We start from the raw sequence: 22,702 nt of genomic DNA on the forward strand, positions 1-22,702 counted from the left end.
TTAACTCTTGAAAATATCAATTATAGTAATAACATAAGATTTCAACGAAAGGGCAACTGGTGCACGGTTGCTCTTTTATTATGTAACAATTAATATACCGAAAATGTATATCCTAAAAGGAGAATGTATGTTTCTGTCGAATTTAGTAGATAGAAGGAGGTGTTAATTGTGAGTGTTGTGAATGTCAAATTTATCAGTGTAGAAGATGGAATAGAGAAGCGTCTTGTTTCCACTAAATATTTAACAGTTCCAGGTACAGGGGATATTATTGAAGACCCGGGGCCAAGCGGAGATAAATACAAAGTTGAATCAGTGATTCATCACAATGTTTTTAATGATCCTGGTGAACATACGGTCACTGTGAAGTTAATCAGATTGTAAGCTAAAAGCATTCCTTAGGGAGTGCTTTTTATTATATAAAATTTACATAGGTGGTGAAGAGATGAATCTAACGTTGCATAATGGAGATTTGAATAAGTTGGCAAGAGATACTTCACATGACAGTATCGTTTTAAAAGTTGGTGAACAAGAAATGGTATCTCTGAAAAGCAATGGGGATATTTTTGTTAAAGGTAAGCTTGTTGAAAATGATAAAGAAGTTGTGGATGGCATGAGAGAGTTCTTGAGATTATCTAGGTAAAGATAAGCGCAAACGTGTTGCATTTGAAAAGGATGGTGTTAAGTAAATGATTACTGAAATTAGAAAAACAATATCTGGTACAGAGTATTGGGATAACAAAGAAAAGCGAAGTCTATTTGTTCCAACTGGTGAAGAACCAGGATTCGAAGTAACTGTTAATCCAGAGAGTATGATTGCTAAGTTTGCTGATGATAAAGTAGTTGACGTTAAAGTAAATGAACTATCTTTAGATGATATGACAGTAAAAGAATTACGTGATCATGCTGCATCAATTAATGTCGAGGTTCCAGCTGATGTTAAAAAGAAAGAAGAAATCATTAAGTTACTATCATGAAGTACTGTGCTGAACAAGGCTGCAAGACATTAATCGATAAAGGACGATACTGTCTCAATCATAAACGTAAACAGAAGAAGACAGTTGTATATTCAAAGAACAGATCATTCTATCGTACAAAGGCCTGGCAAGATTTAAAATCATTCTGTTATCAAAGAGATAAAGGATTGTGTCAACGATGTGGAAGGTTTGTGTTTGGTAAGCAAGCACATCATCATCATATTGTTCCAATTAAAATCAATCCTTCATTAAGATTAGATCCAGATAATATCGATACACTTTGTTCTAAGTGTCATCCGATTGTAGAAAGAGAAACAAATGCAAAATACCAAGAAAAGAAAAAGTTCGACTGGAAACTATAAGCCCCCCTATCGAAAAAAGAAACTATGGCCTTATGGGGGGATAGGGAGTGGGGGTGCAAACGCGCACCTCAAAATGGTTTTTTGAAATTTTTTAGTACAACAAATGAAAGGGGTGAATAGGTATGGCCAGAAAACGAGATCCAAAACGTGACCAATCATTTAAAATCTTTAAAGCACATGATGGAAGTATTTCAAATCGTGAAATTGCAAAGGTTTTAGAAATTGATGAAAAGAAAATTGCAGTTTGGAAAAGTCGTGATAAGTGGGTTCAACAGTTAGAAGGTAAAATTGAATGTTGTACAACAAAAAAGACTACTACAACAAAAAAGAAACCATCTAAGCGAGATGAGCAACAAAAACGAATTGTCGATTCATTAGTTGAAGCAGGCACCTATTCACCGGCGCTTGACCTTCTTATTGAAGTTTATTTGGATTGCTACGACGAATATCAGCGAATGAAAGATACCGGTGAAAATACAGAGAAGTTACGTAAAGAATTGGCTAAGTTACTTGGACAGCTCGGACTTGATGGGAAAAACAAAGAACTTATTAAAAAATCTGGAGTACTTCTTGCAAAAGGTGATGAAGAAGAAGGAAAAGAGAAAAAGAAAGAGCCTGAACCTGAAGACAGCAAGCTTGTTCAATTTAGGAAAAGGCAAATGCGAGGTTAGTTTATGATTGATTTTAATATAAACTATGCTGATGAGTTCTTAAAAGAGTGCGAAGCGAATCCAAAGTCATATCCTGATACTATCCATCTAATGGTGAAGCGTTATAAACGATGGAAAAAACGAAAAGATATATTTTGGGATAATGACAAAGCTAATTACATGTTGTATTTCACTGAAACCTTCTTAAAACATGCAAAAGGTAAGTGGGCAGGGGAACCATTAATCCTGGAAACTTGGCAGAAGTTTTTCTTTGCTAATATTTATGGTTGGCAAAAATATAATGATGATAAAGCGGTGCGAGTAATTCGTACGGCTTATTTGCAGGTTCCAAAGAAAAATGGAAAAACGATTATGGGCGGAAGTCCTGTTATTTATGGAACATATGGTGAAGGTGTAAAAGGTGCAGATGTTTACATTTCAGCTAATACATTTGAGCAATGCCAAAACGCAGCCATTCCAATTGGATTAACCATTGAAAATAGCCCTGATTTACGTCCTGGTACTCGTATTTATAAAGGTAAAGAAGATACCATTCGTTCTATTAAATACACATTTGTAGAAGATGGTATTAAATATGCCAATACTGTAAAAGTCCTTACGAAAGATAATGCCGGTAACGAAGGTAAAAATCCGTATATCAATTATTTTGATGAAGTTCATGCTCAAATGGACCGTGAACAATACGATAATTTACGTTCAGCGCAAATTGCTCAAGAAGAACCGCTCAACATTATTACTTCCACAGCTGGTAAACAAAGTGGGTCACTTGGTTCTCAAATTTATGCTTATGCAAAAGAAGTATTGAAGAATGATAACGATGACGCATGGTTTGCAATGATCTATGAGCCAAACAAAAAGTTTGATTGGACAGACCGTGAAGTTTGGAAGATGGTCAATCCAAACATGGGTGTTTCTGTAAGTATGGAGTTTCTTGAAAATGCCTTTAAAGAAGCTCAAAATAACAGCTTTAATAAGGCTGAGTTCTTATCAAAGCACTTAGATGTATTCGTTAACTATGCTGAAACGTATTTTGATAAAGACCAATTGGATAAAATGCTTGTGGAATACTTAAAAGAGGTTGAAGGTTTAACTTGTGTTATTGGTGTAGATTTATCACGGCGTACCGATTTAACGTGTGTATCAATAAATATTCCAACATACGATGATGAAGGAAATGCGATATTAATCGTTAAGCAAATGTACTTTATTCCGGAGTTTGGAATTGAAGATAAAGAGCAGCAAAGAAATGTTCCTTATCGGGCATTAGCTGAAAAAGGTTTTGTAACAATTTGTCCTGGGAAAACAGTTGATGAAGAAATGGTAAATCAGTATGTGGAATGGGTATTTGAGAATTTTGATTTACGTCAAATAAACTATGACCCAGCCCTTGCTGAAAAACTCGTTGAAAAGTGGGAAATGCTTGGGATTCAATGTGTAGAAGTTCCTCAGTATCCAACACATATGAATGAACCATTTGATGATTTCGAAATACTATTACTTCAGGATCGTATTAAAACGGATAATCCTTTACTTATTTTCTGTGCAAGTAACGCAAAAATAATTACAAACATTAATAATTTAAAAACACCATCTAAACGTAAATCACCGGAGCACATCGATGGTTTCGTGGCCATGTTAATTGGGCATAAAGAAACATTGAATATGATGGAGGATGCTATTTTAGATGAAAGTTATGATGATTATTTAGAGGAGATTTATAGATGAAATACGATTAATCATTTCGAAGTTATTGGTACTTAAAAAAATAGGCAATGTTTACAGCGTTTATTCTCTCATTGAACTATTACGTATATCGAGAATAAATAAGGTACATGGTGAATTTTGAGTTCTTAAATACAATGCACAAAATATATTTCTAATGTTAAACATTTATCGTTTAATCAATTGAAAGGATACTGAAGGGGGAATTTAAATGCCGAACTTAGTTGGTAATTCTAATGTTAAAAATATTGCTGGAGTTTATGGAGATAATTCGGAAGATGGTGGAATTGGTGTGGCAGGAGCCTGTAAAAGAGGAAGAGGAGTATGGGGTCAGAGTGACACTGGGACTGGGGTGTTTGGTCATAGTTATAATTTATTTGGTGTAGTAGCAGAGAGTGATACGAATACAGCCCTCGTTGTCACCACTCGAAATAGAAGAGAGATGCCCGCCCTCATCATTAATCAGTGGGGTACAGGGGACATGATTATGGGTAAAGATGAGACTAACTACGTGAACTTCAGGGTCCGTAAGAATGGTGATACCATTGTGCGTAATTTGATGCAAACCTGTGATAAGAATACCAAGGAGAATTTCTCGGACGTCAGTACAATCGAGATCCTTGATAAATTGGTAAATATACCAATCCAGTCTTGGAACTACAAAAATACTCCACCCAATGAGCGTCACATTGGCCCAACTGCTCAGGATTTCAAAGCCACCTTCGGATTTAATGGAGATGATGATACACACATCTCAAGCGTAGATTTACAGGGTGTAACATTAGCTGCTATTCAAGGTTTAAATGAAAAACTCAAGGCTGAAAATGATGAGTTACATAAGAAATTAGCTAACCTCGAGGCACGCCTTTCAGCTCTTGAATTTAAGGGCTAAGTCGAAGGGATTAATTATAAGGACCAAAAATGGTCCTTTTTTTGATGGAATGTCAACATTGTTATGTAACAGAGATTATTCGAAAAAAATCCTGAAATTCTCAACAAACTGTATATGTGAAAATGGAACTTCTAGAGTTGTAACAGAAAAAACTCTAATCGTTATAATAGCGTGTATTTTTAAGTCCTTCATAAGTGTTGGGCACCTAAATCAGGAGAAGAACGTTTTTATGTGAATTTATATATTCGTTAAAATAAAAAAACCATCTTAGATAAGATGGATTTGTTACCTTTTGTTCTAAACATGTTTGTTAGCAGAGTTCGCAGCTAAAGCAACAGTGCAGATGATCCACTCCCAATCTTCTGCATTCTCTATAACAAGGAATATGCCAAAAACGACGATCCAAAAGGCTACCGATATTATAAGGTGCCATAGGTGCGTGTGTTGTTGGTATTGAGTAAGCATTGTACGAGTAGTAGCTAGGTCTCGGTGGAAAAAAATGGCTGCATGCAGGGTGACATTCCTCAAAATAATAGTTATGAGGTGGACCTTGGCAATTTGCCATACATTCATGATATTCAGGTGGATATTCAAGTCGATATTGACGATACAAAGACAATCACTCCTTATCTTAATCTTATTTTCCACAATATTATATTTAGCTATATACTTTTTGGAAAATTGTCCATGCATAATTAGATAATTGTCTAACATGCATAGCAAAGCTTATGATGGTGTTGAATTTTAAGGTGGTAACAAATTTAAGGACTAAAAAAGGTCCTTTTTCTTTTGGGAATATCAACATAAATTATTAAAAAAAAGCTTGAATTTAAAGTTCTAATAAAAATATATTAATGGATACTTTTAATGTTCGTTAATTGAAAGGCGGTGAGAAATTGGGTTTAAGAGATAGGTTTTCAAATTTTTTATTTAAACAAGCTGAAAAGCGTGGTTATCTGGATGATGTTTTAGGAAAAAGCATTCGTTACGGTGGTGTGTATGTTACGGATTCAAACATCTTGCAATCTAGTGATGTATATGAACTGTTACAAGACATCAGTAATCAAATGGTATTGGCTGATATTGTTGTGGAAGATGAATTTGGTAATGAAATCAAAGATGATATTGCACTTCAAATCTTAAGGAATCCTAACAATTATCTAACGCAATCTGAATTCATTAAATTAATGACAAATACCTATTTACTCGAGGGGGAAACCTTCCCGATATTAAATGGTGCTCAAATACATTTAGCTTCAAATGTGTTTACAGAGCTAGATGATAATTTAGTAGAACATTTTAATATTGGTGGTCAAGAGGTTCCCTCTTTTATGATTCGTCATGTGAAAAATATTGGCGCAGATCATTTAAGAGGAAAAGGCCTTCTTGATTTGGGAAGAGACACACTTGAGGGCGTTATGTCAGCTGAGAAAACTTTGACTGATAAGTACAAAAAAGGTGGATTACTAGCATTTCTATTAAAATTAGATGCGCATATCAATCCACAAAATGGTACACAGTCAAAATTAATTAAAAAGATTTTAGATCAGTTGGAATCAATTGATGATGCAAGGTCAGTTAAGATGATTCCTTTAGGAAAAGGTTATGAAATAGAAACGCTTAAAAGCCCATTAGATGATGAAAAGACCTTAGCATACCTAAATGTATACAAAAAGGATTTGGGTAAGTTTTTAGGTATAAATGTGGATACATACACAGAGTTAATCAAAGAAGATATTGAGAAAGCGATGATGTATATCCACAATAAAGCAGTTAGACCAATAATGAAAAATTTTGAAGACCATTTGAGTCTTCTTTTTTATGGCCAAAATTCGGGGAAACGAATTAAATTCAAGATTAATATTCTTGATTTTGTTACTTATAGCAACAAGACAAATATCGGTTACAACCTGGTACGTACCGCTATTACTTCACCTGACAATGTTGCTGATATGCTTGGATTCCCTAAACAAAATACAAAGGAATCACAATCTATTTATATTTCAAATGATTTAACTGAAATCGGTAAGAAAGAAGCAAACGATGGTTCATTGGGAGGAGGTGAAGAGAATGAAAATTGAGGTCCGAGGGAATCAAGTCATACTTGATGGATATGTAAATGTTGTGGACAGAGAAAGTCGAATGTTGCCTTCTCCAAGGGGATATTTCAAAGAGAGAATTGTCCCTAAGACGTTTGAAAAAGCGTTAAAGAAAGCAAAGAATGTGGACTTGCTTTTTAACCACGATAAGAATAGAAATCTTGGTTCTATTGAAAACGGAAATCTGGAATTGTATGAAGACAATATTGGTTTAAGAGCCATCGCTACGGTTACAGATGAGCAAGTGATTAAGAAGGCAAGGAATAAAGAATTACGTGGTTGGTCATTTGGTTTTGTTTCTGAAAAAGATTCATGGGAAGAAGGTGAATCTGGTGTTCAAAAACGATCTATTGAAGAATTAGAGCTTTTAGAAGTTTCTATTTTGGACATGACGCCAGCTTATGTTGCAACTTCTATTGAAACCAGGGGCGAAAATACAGCCATGATTGAAATGAGAAGTGAAGAAGCAGCTGTAAAAACAGTTGTGGAAGATGATACAGAGGAAAGAAACAACATTATTAAACAAATAAAAAAAGTCCTGGAGGAAAATTAACATGAACTTAAAAGAAATCTTAAAAGCATCTCAAGCACGAAATAAAGCTCGATTAGCAGAATTACAAGGGAAAGTAGAGAAGGGTGAAGTTCGTTCGGAAGAATTAGCAGCAGTTAAGGCTGAAGTGGAAGCATTAACAGAAGAAGCGAAAACTCTTGCTGATGAATTAGCAAAATTAGAAGCAGACGAAAAGGAAGAAGATCCAGACAAAAAGAAAGATGACGATCCAGATAAAAAAGAAGATCCAGAAGTAAAAGAATATCCAAATCAATCAAAAGAAATTCCAAAAGAAGAACGTTCTGAAATCATGGCAGCTATTGCAACAGGTCTTTCTACTAAAGGTCATAAATCTACTAAAAATAAAGAAAAGGAAACTCATTCAGCTTTTGCTAATTATATTGTGGGTAATATTGATGAAAGAGAAGCTCGTGCATTAGGATTAGTTACTGGCAATGGTTCTGTTACGATTCCAGATTTCTTAAGTAAAGAAATTATTACGTATGCTCAAGAAGAAAACTTCTTACGTCGATTAGGTACAGGAGTAAAAACAAAAGAAAATATTAAGTATCCTGTTCTAGTTAAGAAGGCAGAAGCTCAAGGTCATAAAAACGAGCGAACAAATAATGAAATTCCAGAAACAGATATCGAATTCGATGAAATTGAATTATCACCAACAGAATTTGATGCGCTTGCTACAGTAACGAAAAAGCTATTGGCACGTACAGGTTTACCAATTGAACAAATTGTTATGGATGAGTTGAAAAAAGCTTATGTTCGTAAAGAAACTCAGTATATGGTTAATGGTGATGAAGCTAATAACATAAATGACGGTGCATTAGCAAAGAAAGCTGTTGAATTTAAAACTGATGAAAAGAATCTTTATGATGCATTAGTAAAAATGAAAAATACACCTGTTAAAGAAGTACGTAAAAAAGCACGATGGGTGTTAAATACAGCAGCACTAACAAAAATTGAAACTATGAAAACAGATGACGGTTTCCCATTACTTCGCCCGTTTAATCAAGCGGAAGGTGGAATTGGTTATACGTTATTAGGTTTCCCAGTTGAGGAAGAAGATGCAATTGACATTCCTGATTTACCAGATACACCAGTATTCTATTTTGGTGACTTCTCTAAATTCTATATTCAAGATGTCATTGGATCATTAGAAGTCCAAAAATTAGTTGAGTTATTCTCACGTACAAACCGTGTAGGTTTCCGTATCTGGAACTTACTAGATGCACAATTAATTCATTCACCATTTGAAGTGCCAGTTTATAAGTATGTTTTAAAAGAAACAACAGGAGCTTAATATGGATGAATTAATTGAGAAATTAAAATCTCATATTCATTGGGAAGAGGGTATGGATGAATCTATGCTCTCTTTTTATATCACTCAAGCAAAGACTTATGTAAAGAATGCGACAGGCAAACAGACCGAGTATTTAATTATTATGGTCGCCGGTATTTACTATGATTACAGGGTTGCTGAAAAAGAATTAGAACAAGCTCTTGATGCTTTAACGCCGATGTTTGTCCAGGAGGTTTATGCCGATGAAGAGAAAGACGAATAAACTCAAATGGATGGGTGAGCTACTTAAATTAGGAGAAACCATTGATCCGGAAAATGACCGTGTTGTGATGGGATATCCGTTAGAACGTAACATTCGTTATAACAACATTGGAGTTACGGCCACTGATAAATTTACAACGAAAGATACGAATGAAATTGTAAAGAAAATTGAGGTTCGTATTGATCGTGATATTGAAAACAACCAAAAGGATTATCGTGTAAAAGTTGGTGGCCGTATCTATGATATTGAGCGTATTTATGTACGTGAAGAAGACCGATTGATGGAGGTGTCATTATCCTATGCAAATTAGCTTTCAAGAGTTACGAGACATCATGAAGAAATCTGGTATACCAGTTTATCGTGATAGTGCACCTACAACAGCAAATTATCCTTACATTGTGTATGAATTTGTGAATGAGCAACAGAAAAGAGCTTCTAATAAGGTTATAAAGGATATGCCACTTTATCAAATTGCAGTTATTACAAACGGAACTGAAAAAGATTACGCTCCGTTAAAGGTTGTTTTTAACGAAGCAGGCGTGTCTTATTCTCAATTTGATGGAATGGGTTATGACGAGAACGACGACACTATCACGCAGTTTATAACGTATGTGAGGTGTATCTAGTAATGGCTTCAAATAACAATGGTTTTGCTGAAGCTTTAGAAGATATTAATACGCTATTACGGGTGAATAAAAAAGTAAGTTTGGATGTGTTAGATGAAGCAGCAAAGTATTTTGCTAGTAAATTAAAGCCAAAAATCAAAGCATCCAGTAAAAACAAGCGGACACATTTAAGAGATAGCCTAAAGGTTGTTGTAAAAGATGATCGTGTATCTGTGGAATTTAAAGATGAAGCTTGGTATTGGTATTTAGTTGAACATGGCCATAAAAAAGCAAATGGTAAGGGTCGGGTGAAAGGAAAACACTTTGTCCAGAATACCTTTGATGCAGAAGGTGACAAAATTGCTGATATTATGGCACAAAAAATAATTGATAGAATGTGAGGATGATATACATGACAATTGAAAATAAAGAAATTCAATATTCCGTAGGGATTGAAGATTTATATCTGTGCTTGATGAAGGGAAATGAAACTTCTAGTGCACTACCAACTTATGAGGATATCGTTTATAGACAAACCAATATTTCTGATTTAACGATTTCCACTACATCTACTAATTTTACAAAGTGGGCATCTAACAAAAAAATTATTAACATTGTCAAAAATACAGCGTTTGGATTAGCTTTTAATCTTGCTGGTCTAAATCGTGAAGTAAAAGATAAAATCTTTGCTAAAACACGTAAAAAAGGCGTGTCTTTTGAAACAGCGAAGGCGAAGGAATATCCAAAGTTTGCAGTAGGTGTTGTATTCCCATTAAATGATGGAACAAAAATATTACGTTGGTACCCAAAATGTACAGTTGCTCCAGTAGAAGAATCTTGGAAAACACAAGGTGATGAAATGACTGTGGATGACATTGCTTACACAATTACAGCAGATCCATTGTTATTTAATGATGTAACACAAGCTGAATTAGATACTGGTGATCCAGAGGCAAAAGGAATTAAAGCTGAAGATTTCTTAAAACAAGTCATTTGTGATGAATCTCAATTAACACAACTTGGTGGAACATCGACACCAGGGAAATAAGGAGTGATAGTATGGCACGTTTAAGTGATTTAGTTAACGTTAATATAACTAGAAATAGCATTAAGATACAGGGTGTTTCAATCCCTGTTGTTTTTACTTTTGAATCTTTTCCTTATGTGGAAGAGGCGTATGGAACACCCTATCATGAATTTGAAAAAGAAATGAATGATATGTTAGGAAAAGGTCAATTTAGCCTGGGAGAAAATGAAGCGAAATTGATGCGTGCATTAATTTATGCGATGGTACGTAGTGGTGGTACAGAATGTACATTAGCTGAATTGAAAGGTGCCATTCCTATGAATGATTTACCCGATATCTTCATCGTTGTATACGAAATTTTCAGTGGCCAAACTTCTGATATGGAGAAGCTGAAGCAAGAAAAAAAGTAAAAAACATACTGACAAAAAACGAGGAATCTCAGTCCGAATTGGACTGGGATTTTTATTTTTATGTCGGTAATACGTTGCTTGGTTTAAGTATGGATGACTTTTGGAAAATCACACCGGCACATTTTCTAAAACAATTCATCATGCACCTCAGATATAACAATCCGGATGCATTACATGAGCAGAAACCGAAACAAATTTACACGCTAGATCAAACACCATTCCTATAAGAAATGAGGTGAGAAAATGCCTGGGAATAGTAAAGAAAGAAACGTTGTTCTTAATTTTAAAATGGATGGCCAAGTTCAGTATGCAAATACATTGAAACAAATCAATATGGTTATGAATAATGCAGCGAAAGAATATAAAAATCATATTGCAGCAATGGGCCAAGATGCGACGATGACTGATAAACTTCTTGCTGAAAAGAAGAAGCTTGAGATTCAAATGGAAGCAGCCAAGAAACGTACGGCTATGTTACGTGCTGAATATCAAGCTATGTCCAAGGACACAAGTACAACCGCCGAACAACTCAATAAAATGTACGGGAAGTTGCTTGATGCAGAACGTGCTGAAACTTCTCTTGATAATGCAATGAAAAGAGTGAATGAAGGTCTTTCCGAGCAAGCAATTGAAGCCAGGGAAGCACGCGGAACTTTACTGGATTTACAAGAGAATTCTAAGAAGCTTGAAGCAGAACAAAAAAAATTAACAAGCTCATTCAAACTTCAAAATGCTGAACTAGGAGCAAATGCTAGTGAAGCGGATAAGTTGGAATTAGCGCAGAAACAACTACGTCAGCAAATGGAAATGACTGATAGGGTCGTCCACAACTTAGAACAACAATTAAGTGCCGCAAAGCGTGTGTATGGTGAGAATTCTACTGAAGTGCAGCAACTTGAGGCTAAATTAAACCAAGCAAAAACTACATTAAAGCAATTCGAAAACTCTTTACAGAGTGTTGGGCGAAGTGGTTCACAAGCTGCGGATGGTATGGCGGAAATAAATAAGAAACTTGATATGAATAATTTAATGGAAGCCGCTGAAGTCCTACAAGGAATATCCGAAAAGTTAATTGAAATGGGAAAGTCGATTGTAAATACAGCAATAGAGTTTGATGGATCGCAGAGGAAAATTCAGGCGTCATTAGGATTGACTGGTAAAGGTGCCGAAAATCTTCAAAAGATTGCTGTAGATACATGGAAAAAGGGGTTTGGTGAAAATCTTGAGGAAGTTGATCATGCGTTAATAAAAGTCTTTCAAAATATGCGTGATGTCCCGTATGAGGAATTGCAAATGGCATCGGAGGATGTTTTAACATTAGCGAAAATTTATGATGTGGACTTAAATGAAGCGACTCGAGGTGCAGGACAGTTGATGAGTCAATTTGGTTTATCGACACAAGAAACATTTGATTTACTTGCAGCTGGCGCTCAAGAAGGATTGAACTATTCAGATGAACTTTTTGACAACCTTTCTGAATATGTACCGTTATTTAAGCAAGCAGGATTTACCGCTGAAGAGATGTTTACAATCTTAGCAAACGGGACGCGTGACGGCGCTTATAATTTGGATTATATCAATGACACAGTTGCTGAATTTGGAAAGAAAGTACAAGACGGTTCAAAAGGAACTGCAGATGCTTTTGCTGGGCTTTCTGAGAAAACACAAGGGGTTTGGAAATCATTTAATGATGGTAAAGCAACAGCTGCCGATGTGTTTAAAGCTGTAATAGGCGATTTAGGAAGCATGGATGACAAAGTAAAACAGAATCAAATAGGAGTTGGTTTATTTGCTACTCGTTGGGAAGACATGGGTGCTAAAGCTGTATTAGGACTAAATGAAACAGCTGGTGGGCTTGGTGATGTAACTGGACGTATGGATGAAATGAAGAAACTTCAGGAAGAATCTTTGGGGCAGCAATTTCAAAAAGCATTAAGAGAAACACAGGCTGCGTTAGAACCACTTGGAAAGAAATTTGCAGAATTAGCTAAAGATATTTTACCTCCAATTGTTGATGGAGTTAAAGCTGTAATGGATTGGTTTAGTAAATTGTCCGAAGCCGATCAAACGCTTTTAATCGTGATGGGTGCATTGAGTACGGCGTTTATTATTTTAACTCCAATTGTAGCAGCTCTAGCTGTTTCATTTGGTGCGTTGAATCTGGCGTTTTTACCTGTGATAGCTACCATTGCAGCAGTTTCCTTAGTGATAACTGGTATTATCATGTTAATAAAAAACTGGGGTGCCATAACGGATTGGCTTTCTGAAAAGTGGTCTGAATTTAAAGATTGGTTTGGTGAATTGTGGGATAGCATAGTTCAAACTTGTGAAGATGCTTGGTCATCCACAGTTGATTACTTTTCTGGAGCCTGGTCAGATTTTTTAAATATGGTAAATGAGTTCTTTGAACCTATCGGTCAATTTTTTGCTGATCTATGGACTGGAATTTCTGATACGGCATCGGAAATTTGGACAGGTATTACTGATTATTTTTCAGAATCGTGGTCTTCATTCATTGAATTAGCAGATAGTATATTGTCTCCTTTAGGTGAATTTTTCAGTGGATTGTGGACGGGTATTGTTGAAACGGCAACTTCTATTTGGGATCAATTAAAGACAGCTTGGCAAGAAACCTGGGATACAATACTCACAGTTTTAGATCCGATTATTTCAGCAGTTTCCACAGTTTTAGAAGCAGGTTGGCTACTCATTCAAGCAGGGGCACAAATTGCATGGGCGGCAATATCTCAATATATTATACAGCCGATCCAGGAAGCGTATGATTGGATAAGTGCACAAATTGGCGAATTAGTCACATGGCTTAGTGCGCAGTGGGAACTTATAAAGGCTGCTGCACAAGTTGCTTGGGGCTTATTTAAACAATATATTACTCAACCTGTTCAAGAAGCATGGGATTGGGTTAAAGAACAGATCGGTACGCTTGTTTCTTGGTTAAATTCACAGTGGGAGACAGTGAAATCATATACTTCTGCAGCGTGGAATCTAGTAAAACAATATGTCATTCAGCCTGTTCAGGAATTGTGGAATGCAACGAAAGAAAAGTTGAATGATTTAGCGAATTGGATACTAGGTAATTGGGCCAAAATCCAATCTTATACACTTACGGCATGGAATCTAGTTTATAAATATATTATTGATCCAGTTATTTCAGCTTATAATTCTGCAAAAGAGAAGTTCAATGATATGTACAATACGGCACGGGAAAAATTTGATTCTGTAAAGAATGCAGCGCAAGAAAAATTTGATGCAGCAAAGAGATTTATCGTTGATCCGATAAAAGATGCGGTAGATAAAGTAAAGGGATTCATTGATAAAATCAAAGGGTTTTTCAGTGATTTGAAATTAAAGATTCCGAAACCGGAAATGCCTAAAATGCCACACTTTAGTCTGCAGACTAGTACGAAAAATATTTTGGGTAAAGACATTACTTTCCCATCTGGGATCGATGTCCAATGGCGTGCAAAAGGAGGTATCTTTACTAGACCTACCATTTTCGGTATGAGTAATGGTCAGTTGCAAGGTGCAGGAGAAGCGGGGAGAGAAGCAGTTTTACCGTTGAATAAAAAGACATTAGGTGAGATTGGTGAAGGGATTGCAGCAACGATGTCTACTGAACCAACTGTAATTAATATTTATAATCCTTCAGTGAGGGATGATCGTGATATCGACCGCATGGTCGGAAAAATAGATGATGCACTTGCTCAAAAAGGGCGTAATTCAAAAATAGGAATAGGGAGGACTTAAATTGCTAGACATAGGTATCGATAATCAGTTGGCAAGTGACTACGGAATATGTATAGTAGGACGCCCTGTTATTCCTACAGCAGAACAAGAAGTAGAACATATTGAAGTGTCTGGTAGACATGGTTCACTTACAAAAAAAGGAGCGTTTAAAGACGTTCCTTTAAAAATAAAGTTCAATATGCTTGAAGAAGAGAATATTAAGCCGTTAGTGCGACGTATGAAGGCGTGGTTGATGAATGGAAAAACATTATATTTTACTGATGATGATGTGTATCGAAAAATTAAACATGTTGTAGTAGGTGATATTGTAAATGAAATTGAAGAACACGGTGAATTTGAAGTGGATTTTAAGCTAGATCCCTTTGAATATACAGAGGATGTAAATCTAAAGCTCACCAAACCTGGTGTAATTTATAATCCAGGTACAATTGAATCTGATCCTAAGTTTTGGATTGTGGGAAATGGTACTTTCCGTATAACAATCAATGACTTCTCTTTTCAAATAAAAGATGTGAATGGTTCTGTTGTCATAGACTCAGAAATACTTGAAGCATATACCGATACCATATCAATGAATAATAAAATGGTTGGGCAGTTCCCTATATTCAACGTAGGAGAAAATACAATTTATGGAAATTCGACCTAGGTGGAGATATAAATGATTACTTTATATAAACCAAATGAGACTGACTTTACACACAATGGTATAGGGGCTTTAGATAAAAATATTTATAACGCAACTGTTGAGGAAGAACTCAATGGTTTATTTTTATTTTCATTTAGTTATCCATTGTTTGCACCACGTGGTCTGGAAATAGAGGGAATGAGCATTATTAAAGTTCCAACTCCTGATGGTGAACAACTATTTCGAGTGGCAGCTCCTAAAGTCAGTATGGGTGAGATTACAGCGCAATGTTATCACATTTTTTATGACTTAACAGAAAATCTAATTGAAGACATTTTTGCTGAAACAACAAATGGTAATGGAGCTATGAATCGTATGTCAGCAGGATGCCAATACAAGCATCCTTTTCAGTTTTATTCAGATGTACCAAAGATAGCCAGTGCACGTATTGTCCGTAAAAATCCTGTGGAAGCATTATTGGATTCTAGTCAAGATAATTCATTTGTTAATCGTTGGGGCGGCGAATTAAAACGAGATAATTTTGATGTGAAGATGCTACTAAATCGCGGTATGGATCGTGGAGTAGTGATTCGCCATAAGAAAGATTTATTAGGATATGAAGGTAATGTGGATTGGAAAAGTCCCATAACTAGAATCATGCCACAAGGTTTTGATGGGTTATTTCTTCCTGAAAAGTATGTGGATAGCCCACTTATAAATAAGTATCCTCATCCTAAAATTAAAGTGGTTGAATTTAAACATATTAAAGCAGCTATTGGTGAAAATGCTGACGATGAAGATGCAGTTCCGTTAGAAGAAGCATATAGGTTATTACGCCAGGCAGCGAAGGATATGTTTGCTATTCAAAAGGTTGATCAGCCTAAAGCAAATTATAACGTTAAGTTTCAGGAGTTATCACAAACGGAAGAGTATAAGGATTATAAGCATTTACAAAGTGTTTATATGGCAGATACTGTTACGGTTGAACATCAAGAAGATGGCATTGATATAAAAGCAAAGGTAATTGCTTATAAGTATGATCCAATAAAAAAAGAGTACCTGGATATAACCATTGGTAACTTCAAAGAATCCTTTACGGACGTTTCTGGTAGGGTTGATCTGGTACAAGAAGAGTTATCCAATATGCCAGGCTCTATTTTGGATGCAGCAAAAGCAAATGCTACAAGCCTTATTAATTCAGGATTCGGAGGACATGTCCGTATTTATCCAGATCGTATTTTAATTATGGACACGAAAGATGAAAAGAGTGCTAAAAAGGTTTGGCAATGGAACTTGAATGGATTAGGGTATTCTTCCACAGGTGTGAATGGACCATATGGAACTGCCATTACAAGTGATGGAAGAATTGTTGCTGATTTTATTACTGCAGGTACGTTGAGTGGAAATCTTGTGCAAGGTGGAGAAATAACAGGTGCAACATTACGAACTTCAGATAGTGTGAACTATGTAAATATCTCAAAGCAATTTATACGCTTGTATGAGTCATCTAGAACAAGGGTGTTTGTAGGGTATTACAAAAATAGTAGAAATGAAATACAACCTACTCTTATTTTAGGTGGAGATTCAGATTCCACAGGGGCAAATGGAGCTATTATGGTATACCAATTCTCAGATACAAGTGTTAAGTCTGGTGGAATTGGAATTACAAAGGGACTCGATGGCAATGGATACTTGAATGCAGCTTCTTTATACTTTTCGCAAACAGGGAATGCAATGCTTGATGCTGACAAAATGATTGTCCTAAATGCTCAAACTGATATGAGGTTTAAAGTCAAAGATCAGTTCCGCTTTTATCGTAATGACAATTGGATTGCGAGTATTGGAGTGTCATCTGGAGGAGATACAGATATCATACTTCCAAATGCGATGATACGAAATTCGAGTTACGAAAATGGTTATATTCAAATAAAGACAGCTCTTGGATCATATTATCAAGGAGTAATTGCTTCAGACTTCAAAGTTTCTTCAAAAGAAACGTATAAAACCAATATTCGTCCTATTACATCCAACTTACTTGAAAAGGTAATGGAATGGGAAATTAAACAGTACAATTTGAAAACCGATATTCCAAAACTGTATGAGATGCGTATGAATCGTAAAGAAGGAGAGCCGATAATTACTACAGATGCAATTCCTACACATTATGGTTTAGTTATTCCAAAAGAAGCAGAAGAAAATGGTGTAGGCTTATACGGGATGCTTTCACAATTGACAAGCGCATTTCAAGAGCATGTGATAAAAACGGATGCTAGATTGGAAGAATTAGAGCCATTAAAGCCTAAAGGGAATATAAAGCATAGGAACAGAGTAAAACGTCAGAAAAGGACACTTAGACACGTAAAAAGGAGTAGCTAGAAAGAGGTGTAGTCATGCGAAACGAGGAAATCATTATAGATTTAGCAGATCCTGTGTTTACAAAAACAATTCGTTCTCGGCAGAATGACAAGAATGGATTGAAGCTTACTGTGTACGCAAGAGAAAAAGGACAGAATGTGGATTTAACAGGATATGCGGTTAAATATGAAGCGACAAATCATACAGGAGTATTCATTCGAGATGATGCTCAAATAGTTGATGCAAAGAATGGTGTGTTTTCATATACGTTTACATCTCAAGCTGTTTCCACATCGGATGATTGGACAGCTTATTTTGTTATGGAAAAAAGTACAGAACGAATGAGTACACCAGACATTCGTATTACATTAAGGCGAGATGTAAAAGAAGGTAATATTAAAATCGAAAATTACATTTCTGATTTTGAGGTTCTAAAGAAACAGATAGACGAGTTACAGAGAAAGTTAAATACTATGGATGTTGTTAAGAAAAACGGAGACACCATGACAGGTGACTTGAAGTTAGATACCGCTATAGCACTTAAAAGATTAACATCTACTGACGGAAATAAGGATTTAATTTCATTAGCATTTGCTAAAAATGGTACCTTCTTTTTAGAAGATAGGATTAATAGTAATTTCAATGTTTTTGTGTATTCGCCAGATAAGAAGGAATTTATTGTCGGCGCTAACACTAACTTGGTTAAGAAAACCGGAGATATAATAACAGGGCTTTTAAGGTTTAATTCCTTAGGTCAAATGTTGATCGCACAACCTGATTCAGCAACAGGTCCTTCTGCTCGTGGGTTACACTACGCGGATAAAGACACAGACGGAAGTGTTAATCGTGGCGGAATTGGACGTTTCAAAGGGGCAAACAACGGTGAAGAATATCTGTACATGGGGTTTGGTACTAATCCTTGGGATTCTCAAAGCGGCTTAATAGTTCGTCCTGATGGATCAGCAACCTTGAAAGGTAAAAAGATAGCAACCGCTGATAATGATACTGGATGGATTAAACTGCCTACAACTGGGGTAGAAAATATTCCTGATAGAATTTTGAAGTACAAGAGAAGTGGGGATCAGATTACTGTAATCGGATCAGTTAAATATCTAGCAAGTACAACAGTATTTGCAACCCTTCCGGCTGGATTTCGCCCTGTACAAAATATTGCTTTCCCAGCACTTGCATATGGCAATGGACCAACTGCTTGTGAAGTTACAGTTAAAAGTGATGGTGGAATTTTCTTGAATGGTGTTCAAAATGGAAATGTCATTCATATTGCGATGAGCTTTTTAATTTAGATATTACAGATTAAGCGTGCATAAGCAGGCTTTTTTATTTTGCTAAAAAGGAGATGAGAACAGTGGAGGAACAGATTTTCAATTCAATGATTCAATAAGGAGCATTCGCAGCGTTATTTGTGTGGATGCTTTTTACTACGCAAAAAAAGAATGAACAGCGTGAAGAACAGTATCAAAAAGTAATCGAAAAAAACCAGGCAGTCATCGAAGAACAGGCAAAAGCATTTGGTTCACTTGCAAAGGATGTATCAGATATTAAACAAAAAATTATGGGGAATGGTGACGACAAATGAAAAAATCTATTAAATTATTAACCTCAATTTCTACTGCAGCTATTATTGCATTCACTTCAACAGGTAGTGTCTTTGCTGATCGGGAAATGATTATTCCAGGGTTACCTAAAGTCGAATATCGCAATGGATATGGAGCGTATGAAGGTGTAGTAGCACATTCTACAGCGACTCCTGAAGCGCCTGCTATTAATATCCGAAACTATGAAGCAAGAACATGGCGTTCTGCATTTGTACATTATGCAACAGATTGGGATGAAACAATTCAAATTGCTTCTACTAACTATCAAGCATGGGGGGCAGGCCCAGCAGCCAATAAACGATTTGTTCATGTAGAGCTCTCTGAAACTAGTAACCCTATTAAATTTAAAAAATCCTATGAGAGATATGTGAAGTTACTCGCTAAAATTTTACGTGATAGAAACATTGATCCATCCATTGGATTGTGGACGCATAAAGATATTACGTATAAGCTTGGTGGCACAGATCACGAAGACCCGATTGACTATCTTCGCAGTCATGGTATTTCGGAATCAAAATTCCGTGCTGATGTATTAAAAGCATATAATGGAGATTCTATTTCAGTTGAAGCGAAGCCACAGCAACCAAATGAAGTACCTGGTGTTATTAATGAAGTGGGAGTAGCGTATATTGATGGATACAATATAAACCTTCGTTCTGGTCCATCCACAACAAATAGTGTTATTCGTAAATTACAAAAAGGTGAAGCATATAAAGTCTGGGGTAAAGTAGGAAACTGGTTGAATCTTGGAGGAAATCAGTGGGTTTATAATGATTCATCATACATTCGCTATAAAGAAGAATTTTCATCTGTGGAAGGTAAACGTGTTGTTTCTAAAGTGAATGACTTACGATTCTATTCAAAAGCTTCCTGGGCCGATAGAGATGTTGCAGGAACTGTCGATGAAGGATTAGGATTTACAATCCTTGATAAAGTATCTGTGAATGGATCTCCACAATATAAAGTGAAAAATAGCAGGGGTAGCGTGTACTATGTTACAGCTAGTCCATATTATGTGCGAGTAAAATAGTAAACATAAAAGAGCCGGCTCTTAATTTGAGTCGGCTTTTTTTGATGGAAAAATATCTTTATTGATTTTATTGAAGTCAACATGTAAAGGTAATTTACGTTTTAGCTCTTTTGTATCAAAATATTTGTAGTTCATAATAAGTGCTCCCCTAAGTTCCTCACTTTCTTCTGAATAGCGAAGGAAAATATTGGGTTCGAGTTCGTCTTCATACGATAATTCTGGAGGACCGATAAAAAGATATAAAATATCGAAATTAGAATCGTAATTATACCTAAATGAATTATTATGTGCTCCGTTTTGGGCGTACATAATATGCCCCTCCTTCCGTTGACTGTGAAACTCTTGATTGAGCAATAGTCGTAACTACATGGCCTACATTGGTATTATCTTTATCATACTCTACAATAACTCTTAGGTATTTTAATTTGTTTGTAGTTGACAATTCAACTAAATCTACATATCTGTATCTTTCGTGTCCTTCAGGAGTTGTATGGTCATGGTAAATGTATTTAGGGTCTTCTATGACATCTTTTACTACCACTTCTTGGTCTAGTAATTCGATTCTTTCGGGGTGATCTCCTCCTGTAATATGATTCTCCCAAGTTGAAGACTTTAAACGTATTTCTTTTCCCAGTGGATCTGTTGTTGAAAATTTATAGTCCGAACTAGAACTAGAATTGGAACTTGAACTTGAACTTGAACTTGAACTTGACGTTGTGTTATCCATCGTATTCACCTACAGATATTAAGTTATTATTTAGATTTAGTTGGAATTGTTCCATATTTTTCTTCGTATTCGTTTACTGAGCTCATAAGAAGATTTGCAAGTACTTTTGTATGTTCAGGACTCATAATAATTGAGCTGATTTCTATTGTGCCAGAAGAGTTTTTTTGTTCAAAGCTCAATGTGAAATCATAAATGTTTGTAGCAACATTTACACTGTTGCTATACTCAGCTATTTTTGTTGTATTTTGGGTTTCTTTACCAATATTCTCTGCTACTTCTACTACGTTTTTAATCATTATATGTACCTCACTTTTTATTTTGCCTTCTTTTTTATTATAGCAGGCTTAATTTATTTGAACATATTTCGAGGTTATTACAAATCAGATATTCTTCTAACTTGTTTTTCTTTCTTCTTAAAATTCTTCTTATACTGTTTGAAGTCTTGTTTATCGACTCTGAACTTCTCTCCAGTAGCAACGTTTTTAACCAGATAAGTCGTGCGTTTAAACTCCCTAATGTAATAGATAATTAATCCAACTAAAAGGGATATGCACATTGTTGCTGGGATAGCGATAATACAAAGAACGAGAATGAGAGCTGAAATTTTATCTGATTCATAAACTCTTTTTAACACGATACGTTTCCCATTTGCAGCTTGAGCTTGCTCTAATTGTTGCATACGTTGTAGCGATGCAATCGTATCATAACTCATGAAGAAACCTCCTTGAAATAATACCTAAATCATACCAATTTCATGCAACAACTGTAAATATTACATTCCCATAAATTCCTTATCGAAATAGAACTTGTCCATTAATTTATTTACAATCCCGTTGAAATAAGCGAATTTACCTTTCTTCATTTTTACTCCGGATTTAATTTTCATAACAAATTCTTTAATAGCTTTTAAGCCAATAGTAAGTTCCTGGTCTTTAGTAAATGCTTTATCACCTGTAGAGAAGTTTGTAACTTTATTGCACTGTCTTACGACCTTCCACAGTTCTTGAATTGTTATAGATTCACTGTAAAAAGAGCGAACTAAAGAGATAAAACGCTCGCTCTGGTACCCAGTGAGCAACAAAATCAGCTTGTTCAATATTCTCTTCTGGAGTATTGCTATTCTCATTACTATTACGTTTGTTTATATCTTTTATATTTTGTTTTAAGGAAACAGGTTTTGTTTTAATGGTAGGACACTTTGTAGGACTTTTTGCAGCTACCTTGTTGGACACTTCTTCCACAATTGGTTGAATAATAATAGCGTTAGATGTTTGAAGCATATCCTTTTTACGTTTCATTGCTACTTGTTTAATCATCTCTAGATCCACAAGTTTCTTCATTAAACGTTGTACAGTTTTATATGAAACTTCCATCTTTTCAGCTATTCTATTTTTGCATAGGAAACTAACACCTACATATTTGCAGCTGTGGCGCTTTAAAATTTCAAGTAATGTAATGAGTTTAGATTGTACATCCGTACGCTTAATAGACATACGGATATTATCTCTGTATGTACGTATAGTTTTGTTTAGTTCTTCCACATCTTTGAATGATGATAAGTTGTGGAAGGATTCTTTAGTTGCGATAACATCGATACGTTTTCTTTCCATATTATATGTCTCCTTTGTGGAAACAAAAAAGCAACGTCACCAATTTGGTAAACGTTGCTGAATAAACCCTGCATGATGTAAAATA

25 protein-coding genes and 4 pseudogenes are annotated in these 22,702 nt (G+C 35.5%); 24 read left to right on the forward strand and 5 right to left on the reverse strand.

Going from position 1 to position 22,702, the window contains the following annotated elements:
* The first annotated feature begins 168 nt into the window (after window positions 1-168).
* From MR143_RS06835 to MR143_RS06945, 24 genes and pseudogenes are all read left to right on the forward strand, one after another.
* The gene (locus tag MR143_RS06835; RefSeq protein ID WP_193409260.1) at window positions 169-381 is read left to right on the forward strand and encodes a hypothetical protein; all 213 of its coding nucleotides are present in this window, start codon (window positions 169-171) and stop codon (window positions 379-381) included.
* A 61-nt stretch (window positions 382-442) separates the two neighbouring features.
* Complete coding sequence (locus MR143_RS06840; protein WP_193409259.1) at window positions 443-640, forward strand: hypothetical protein; 198 nt, start codon at window positions 443-445, stop codon at window positions 638-640.
* A gap of 46 nt (window positions 641-686) precedes the next feature.
* Entirely contained in the window at window positions 687-974 is a 288-nt protein-coding gene (locus MR143_RS06845) for a hypothetical protein (protein ID WP_242280664.1), read from the forward strand.
* Window positions 971-1,336: an HNH endonuclease gene (locus MR143_RS06850; protein WP_061884620.1), complete on the forward strand. Its 366-nt coding sequence runs from the start codon at window positions 971-973 to the stop codon at window positions 1,334-1,336. Before MR143_RS06845 ends, MR143_RS06850 begins: the two co-directional genes overlap by 4 nt.
* A 122-nt stretch (window positions 1,337-1,458) precedes the next feature.
* Window positions 1,459-1,635 (forward strand): annotated as a pseudogene (locus MR143_RS33390) (phage terminase small subunit-related protein); the annotation flags it as partial.
* Entirely contained in the window at window positions 1,624-2,007 is a 384-nt protein-coding gene (locus MR143_RS06855) for a hypothetical protein (protein WP_374265090.1), read from the forward strand. The pseudogene MR143_RS33390 and the gene MR143_RS06855, both read left to right, overlap by 12 nt.
* 3 nt (window positions 2,008-2,010) lie before the next feature.
* A complete protein-coding gene (locus MR143_RS06860; protein ID WP_242280666.1) occupies window positions 2,011-3,732 on the forward strand; it encodes a terminase large subunit in 1,722 nt (573 codons plus the stop codon).
* Between the two features lie 208 nt (window positions 3,733-3,940).
* Entirely contained in the window at window positions 3,941-4,621 is a 681-nt protein-coding gene (locus tag MR143_RS06865; RefSeq protein WP_242280667.1) for a tail fiber domain-containing protein, read from the forward strand.
* 896 nt (window positions 4,622-5,517) lie between these two features.
* On the forward strand, window positions 5,518-6,702 hold the full coding sequence (locus MR143_RS06870; protein ID WP_242280668.1) for a phage portal protein: 1,185 nt from the start codon (window positions 5,518-5,520) through the stop codon (window positions 6,700-6,702).
* Entirely contained in the window at window positions 6,692-7,273 is a 582-nt protein-coding gene (locus tag MR143_RS06875; protein ID WP_144518804.1) for an HK97 family phage prohead protease, read from the forward strand. The genes MR143_RS06870 and MR143_RS06875 overlap by 11 nt, the downstream gene beginning before the upstream one ends.
* A gap of 1 nt (window position 7,274) precedes the next feature.
* A complete protein-coding gene (locus tag MR143_RS06880; protein WP_242280669.1) occupies window positions 7,275-8,585 on the forward strand; it encodes a phage major capsid protein in 1,311 nt (436 codons plus the stop codon).
* Window position 8,586: 1 nt separating this feature from the next.
* Entirely contained in the window at window positions 8,587-8,847 is a 261-nt protein-coding gene (locus tag MR143_RS06885; RefSeq protein WP_061884613.1) for a head-tail connector protein, read from the forward strand.
* Window positions 8,828-9,157 (forward strand): phage head completion protein, encoded by a 330-nt coding sequence (locus MR143_RS06890; RefSeq protein WP_000824247.1) that lies wholly within the window; start codon window positions 8,828-8,830, stop codon window positions 9,155-9,157. Before MR143_RS06885 ends, MR143_RS06890 begins: the two co-directional genes overlap by 20 nt.
* Complete coding sequence (locus MR143_RS06895) at window positions 9,147-9,473, forward strand: hypothetical protein (protein ID WP_242280670.1); 327 nt, start codon at window positions 9,147-9,149, stop codon at window positions 9,471-9,473. The genes MR143_RS06890 and MR143_RS06895 overlap by 11 nt, the downstream gene beginning before the upstream one ends.
* Before the next feature lie 2 nt (window positions 9,474-9,475).
* Window positions 9,476-9,853 (forward strand): HK97-gp10 family putative phage morphogenesis protein, encoded by a 378-nt coding sequence (locus MR143_RS06900; RefSeq protein WP_006929817.1) that lies wholly within the window; start codon window positions 9,476-9,478, stop codon window positions 9,851-9,853.
* 11 nt (window positions 9,854-9,864) lie between these two features.
* Window positions 9,865-10,500: a major tail protein gene (locus MR143_RS06905; RefSeq protein ID WP_061884611.1), complete on the forward strand. Its 636-nt coding sequence runs from the start codon at window positions 9,865-9,867 to the stop codon at window positions 10,498-10,500.
* 11 nt (window positions 10,501-10,511) lie between these two features.
* Window positions 10,512-10,889: a hypothetical protein gene (locus MR143_RS06910; protein WP_242280671.1), complete on the forward strand. Its 378-nt coding sequence runs from the start codon at window positions 10,512-10,514 to the stop codon at window positions 10,887-10,889.
* 38 nt (window positions 10,890-10,927) lie between these two features.
* The gene (locus MR143_RS06915; RefSeq protein ID WP_006927278.1) at window positions 10,928-11,116 is read left to right on the forward strand and encodes a hypothetical protein; all 189 of its coding nucleotides are present in this window, start codon (window positions 10,928-10,930) and stop codon (window positions 11,114-11,116) included.
* A 16-nt stretch (window positions 11,117-11,132) separates the two neighbouring features.
* A complete protein-coding gene (locus MR143_RS06920) occupies window positions 11,133-14,654 on the forward strand; it encodes a phage tail tape measure protein (protein ID WP_242280672.1) in 3,522 nt (1,173 codons plus the stop codon).
* Window position 14,655: 1 nt separating this feature from the next.
* Window positions 14,656-15,316 (forward strand): annotated as a pseudogene (locus tag MR143_RS06925) (phage tail protein).
* A complete protein-coding gene (locus MR143_RS06930) occupies window positions 15,313-17,655 on the forward strand; it encodes a phage tail spike protein (RefSeq protein WP_242280673.1) in 2,343 nt (780 codons plus the stop codon). The pseudogene MR143_RS06925 and the gene MR143_RS06930 overlap by 4 nt, the downstream one beginning before the upstream one ends.
* Before the next feature lie 14 nt (window positions 17,656-17,669).
* Window positions 17,670-18,938, forward strand: coding sequence for a BppU family phage baseplate upper protein (locus tag MR143_RS06935; RefSeq protein ID WP_242280674.1), 1,269 nt, complete (start codon window positions 17,670-17,672; stop codon window positions 18,936-18,938).
* 62 nt (window positions 18,939-19,000) lie between these two features.
* Window positions 19,001-19,231: pseudogene (locus MR143_RS06940) on the forward strand (BhlA/UviB family holin-like peptide).
* On the forward strand, window positions 19,228-20,280 hold the full coding sequence (locus tag MR143_RS06945) for an N-acetylmuramoyl-L-alanine amidase (protein WP_242280676.1): 1,053 nt from the start codon (window positions 19,228-19,230) through the stop codon (window positions 20,278-20,280). Before MR143_RS06940 ends, MR143_RS06945 begins: the two are co-directional and overlap by 4 nt.
* A 21-nt stretch (window positions 20,281-20,301) precedes the next feature.
* Here MR143_RS06945 and MR143_RS06950 read toward each other — a convergent pair whose 3' ends face one another.
* The 5 genes and pseudogenes from MR143_RS06950 to MR143_RS06970 all read right to left on the reverse strand — a co-directional run bounded on the left by MR143_RS06950 (window position 20,302) and on the right by MR143_RS06970 (window position 22,617).
* Window positions 20,302-20,589 (reverse strand): DUF2283 domain-containing protein, encoded by a 288-nt coding sequence (locus MR143_RS06950; protein WP_242280677.1) that lies wholly within the window; start codon window positions 20,587-20,589, stop codon window positions 20,302-20,304.
* Window positions 20,564-21,007 carry a hypothetical protein gene (locus MR143_RS06955; protein WP_242280678.1) on the reverse strand — a complete coding sequence of 148 codons (444 nt, stop codon included), beginning with the start codon at window positions 21,005-21,007 and terminating at the stop codon, window positions 20,564-20,566. Before MR143_RS06955 ends, MR143_RS06950 begins: the two co-directional genes overlap by 26 nt.
* Window positions 21,008-21,033: 26 nt before the next feature.
* Window positions 21,034-21,303, reverse strand: a complete 270-nt coding sequence (locus MR143_RS06960; RefSeq protein WP_242280679.1) for a DUF3467 domain-containing protein — start codon at window positions 21,301-21,303, stop codon at window positions 21,034-21,036.
* A 77-nt stretch (window positions 21,304-21,380) separates the two neighbouring features.
* A complete protein-coding gene (locus MR143_RS06965) occupies window positions 21,381-21,719 on the reverse strand; it encodes a hypothetical protein (RefSeq protein ID WP_242280680.1) in 339 nt (112 codons plus the stop codon).
* A gap of 60 nt (window positions 21,720-21,779) precedes the next feature.
* Window positions 21,780-22,617, reverse strand: a pseudogene (locus tag MR143_RS06970) (helix-turn-helix domain-containing protein).
* Window positions 22,618-22,702 lie beyond the last annotated feature (85 nt).

The sequence above is a fragment of the Bacillus cereus group sp. BfR-BA-01347 genome, assembly GCF_022663835.1.
GTDB classification, from domain to species: Bacteria; Bacillota; Bacilli; order Bacillales; family Bacillaceae_G; genus Bacillus_A; species Bacillus_A thuringiensis_K.

Coding starts and splice junctions, on each gene's coding strand:
- MR143_RS06840 (WP_193409259.1), top strand. CDS start 443: ATGAATCTAACGTTGCATAATGGAGATTTGAATAAGTTGGCAAGAGAT.
- MR143_RS06845 (WP_242280664.1), top strand. CDS start 687: ATGATTACTGAAATTAGAAAAACAATATCTGGTACAGAGTATTGGGAT.
- MR143_RS06850 (WP_061884620.1), top strand. CDS start 971: ATGAAGTACTGTGCTGAACAAGGCTGCAAGACATTAATCGATAAAGGA.
- MR143_RS06860 (WP_242280666.1), top strand. CDS start 2,011: ATGATTGATTTTAATATAAACTATGCTGATGAGTTCTTAAAAGAGTGC.
- MR143_RS06865 (WP_242280667.1), top strand. CDS start 3,941: ATGCCGAACTTAGTTGGTAATTCTAATGTTAAAAATATTGCTGGAGTT.
- MR143_RS06875 (WP_144518804.1), top strand. CDS start 6,692: ATGAAAATTGAGGTCCGAGGGAATCAAGTCATACTTGATGGATATGTA.
- MR143_RS06880 (WP_242280669.1), top strand. CDS start 7,275: ATGAACTTAAAAGAAATCTTAAAAGCATCTCAAGCACGAAATAAAGCT.
- MR143_RS06885 (WP_061884613.1), top strand. CDS start 8,587: ATGGATGAATTAATTGAGAAATTAAAATCTCATATTCATTGGGAAGAG.
- MR143_RS06890 (WP_000824247.1), top strand. CDS start 8,828: ATGAAGAGAAAGACGAATAAACTCAAATGGATGGGTGAGCTACTTAAA.
- MR143_RS06895 (WP_242280670.1), top strand. CDS start 9,147: ATGCAAATTAGCTTTCAAGAGTTACGAGACATCATGAAGAAATCTGGT.
- MR143_RS06900 (WP_006929817.1), top strand. CDS start 9,476: ATGGCTTCAAATAACAATGGTTTTGCTGAAGCTTTAGAAGATATTAAT.
- MR143_RS06905 (WP_061884611.1), top strand. CDS start 9,865: ATGACAATTGAAAATAAAGAAATTCAATATTCCGTAGGGATTGAAGAT.
- MR143_RS06910 (WP_242280671.1), top strand. CDS start 10,512: ATGGCACGTTTAAGTGATTTAGTTAACGTTAATATAACTAGAAATAGC.
- MR143_RS06920 (WP_242280672.1), top strand. CDS start 11,133: ATGCCTGGGAATAGTAAAGAAAGAAACGTTGTTCTTAATTTTAAAATG.
- MR143_RS06930 (WP_242280673.1), top strand. CDS start 15,313: ATGATTACTTTATATAAACCAAATGAGACTGACTTTACACACAATGGT.
- MR143_RS06935 (WP_242280674.1), top strand. CDS start 17,670: ATGCGAAACGAGGAAATCATTATAGATTTAGCAGATCCTGTGTTTACA.
- MR143_RS06945 (WP_242280676.1), top strand. CDS start 19,228: ATGAAAAAATCTATTAAATTATTAACCTCAATTTCTACTGCAGCTATT.
- MR143_RS06950 (WP_242280677.1), bottom strand. CDS start 20,589: ATGTACGCCCAAAACGGAGCACATAATAATTCATTTAGGTATAATTAC.
- MR143_RS06955 (WP_242280678.1), bottom strand. CDS start 21,007: ATGGATAACACAACGTCAAGTTCAAGTTCAAGTTCAAGTTCAAGTTCC.
- MR143_RS06960 (WP_242280679.1), bottom strand. CDS start 21,303: ATGATTAAAAACGTAGTAGAAGTAGCAGAGAATATTGGTAAAGAAACC.
- MR143_RS06965 (WP_242280680.1), bottom strand. CDS start 21,719: ATGAGTTATGATACGATTGCATCGCTACAACGTATGCAACAATTAGAG.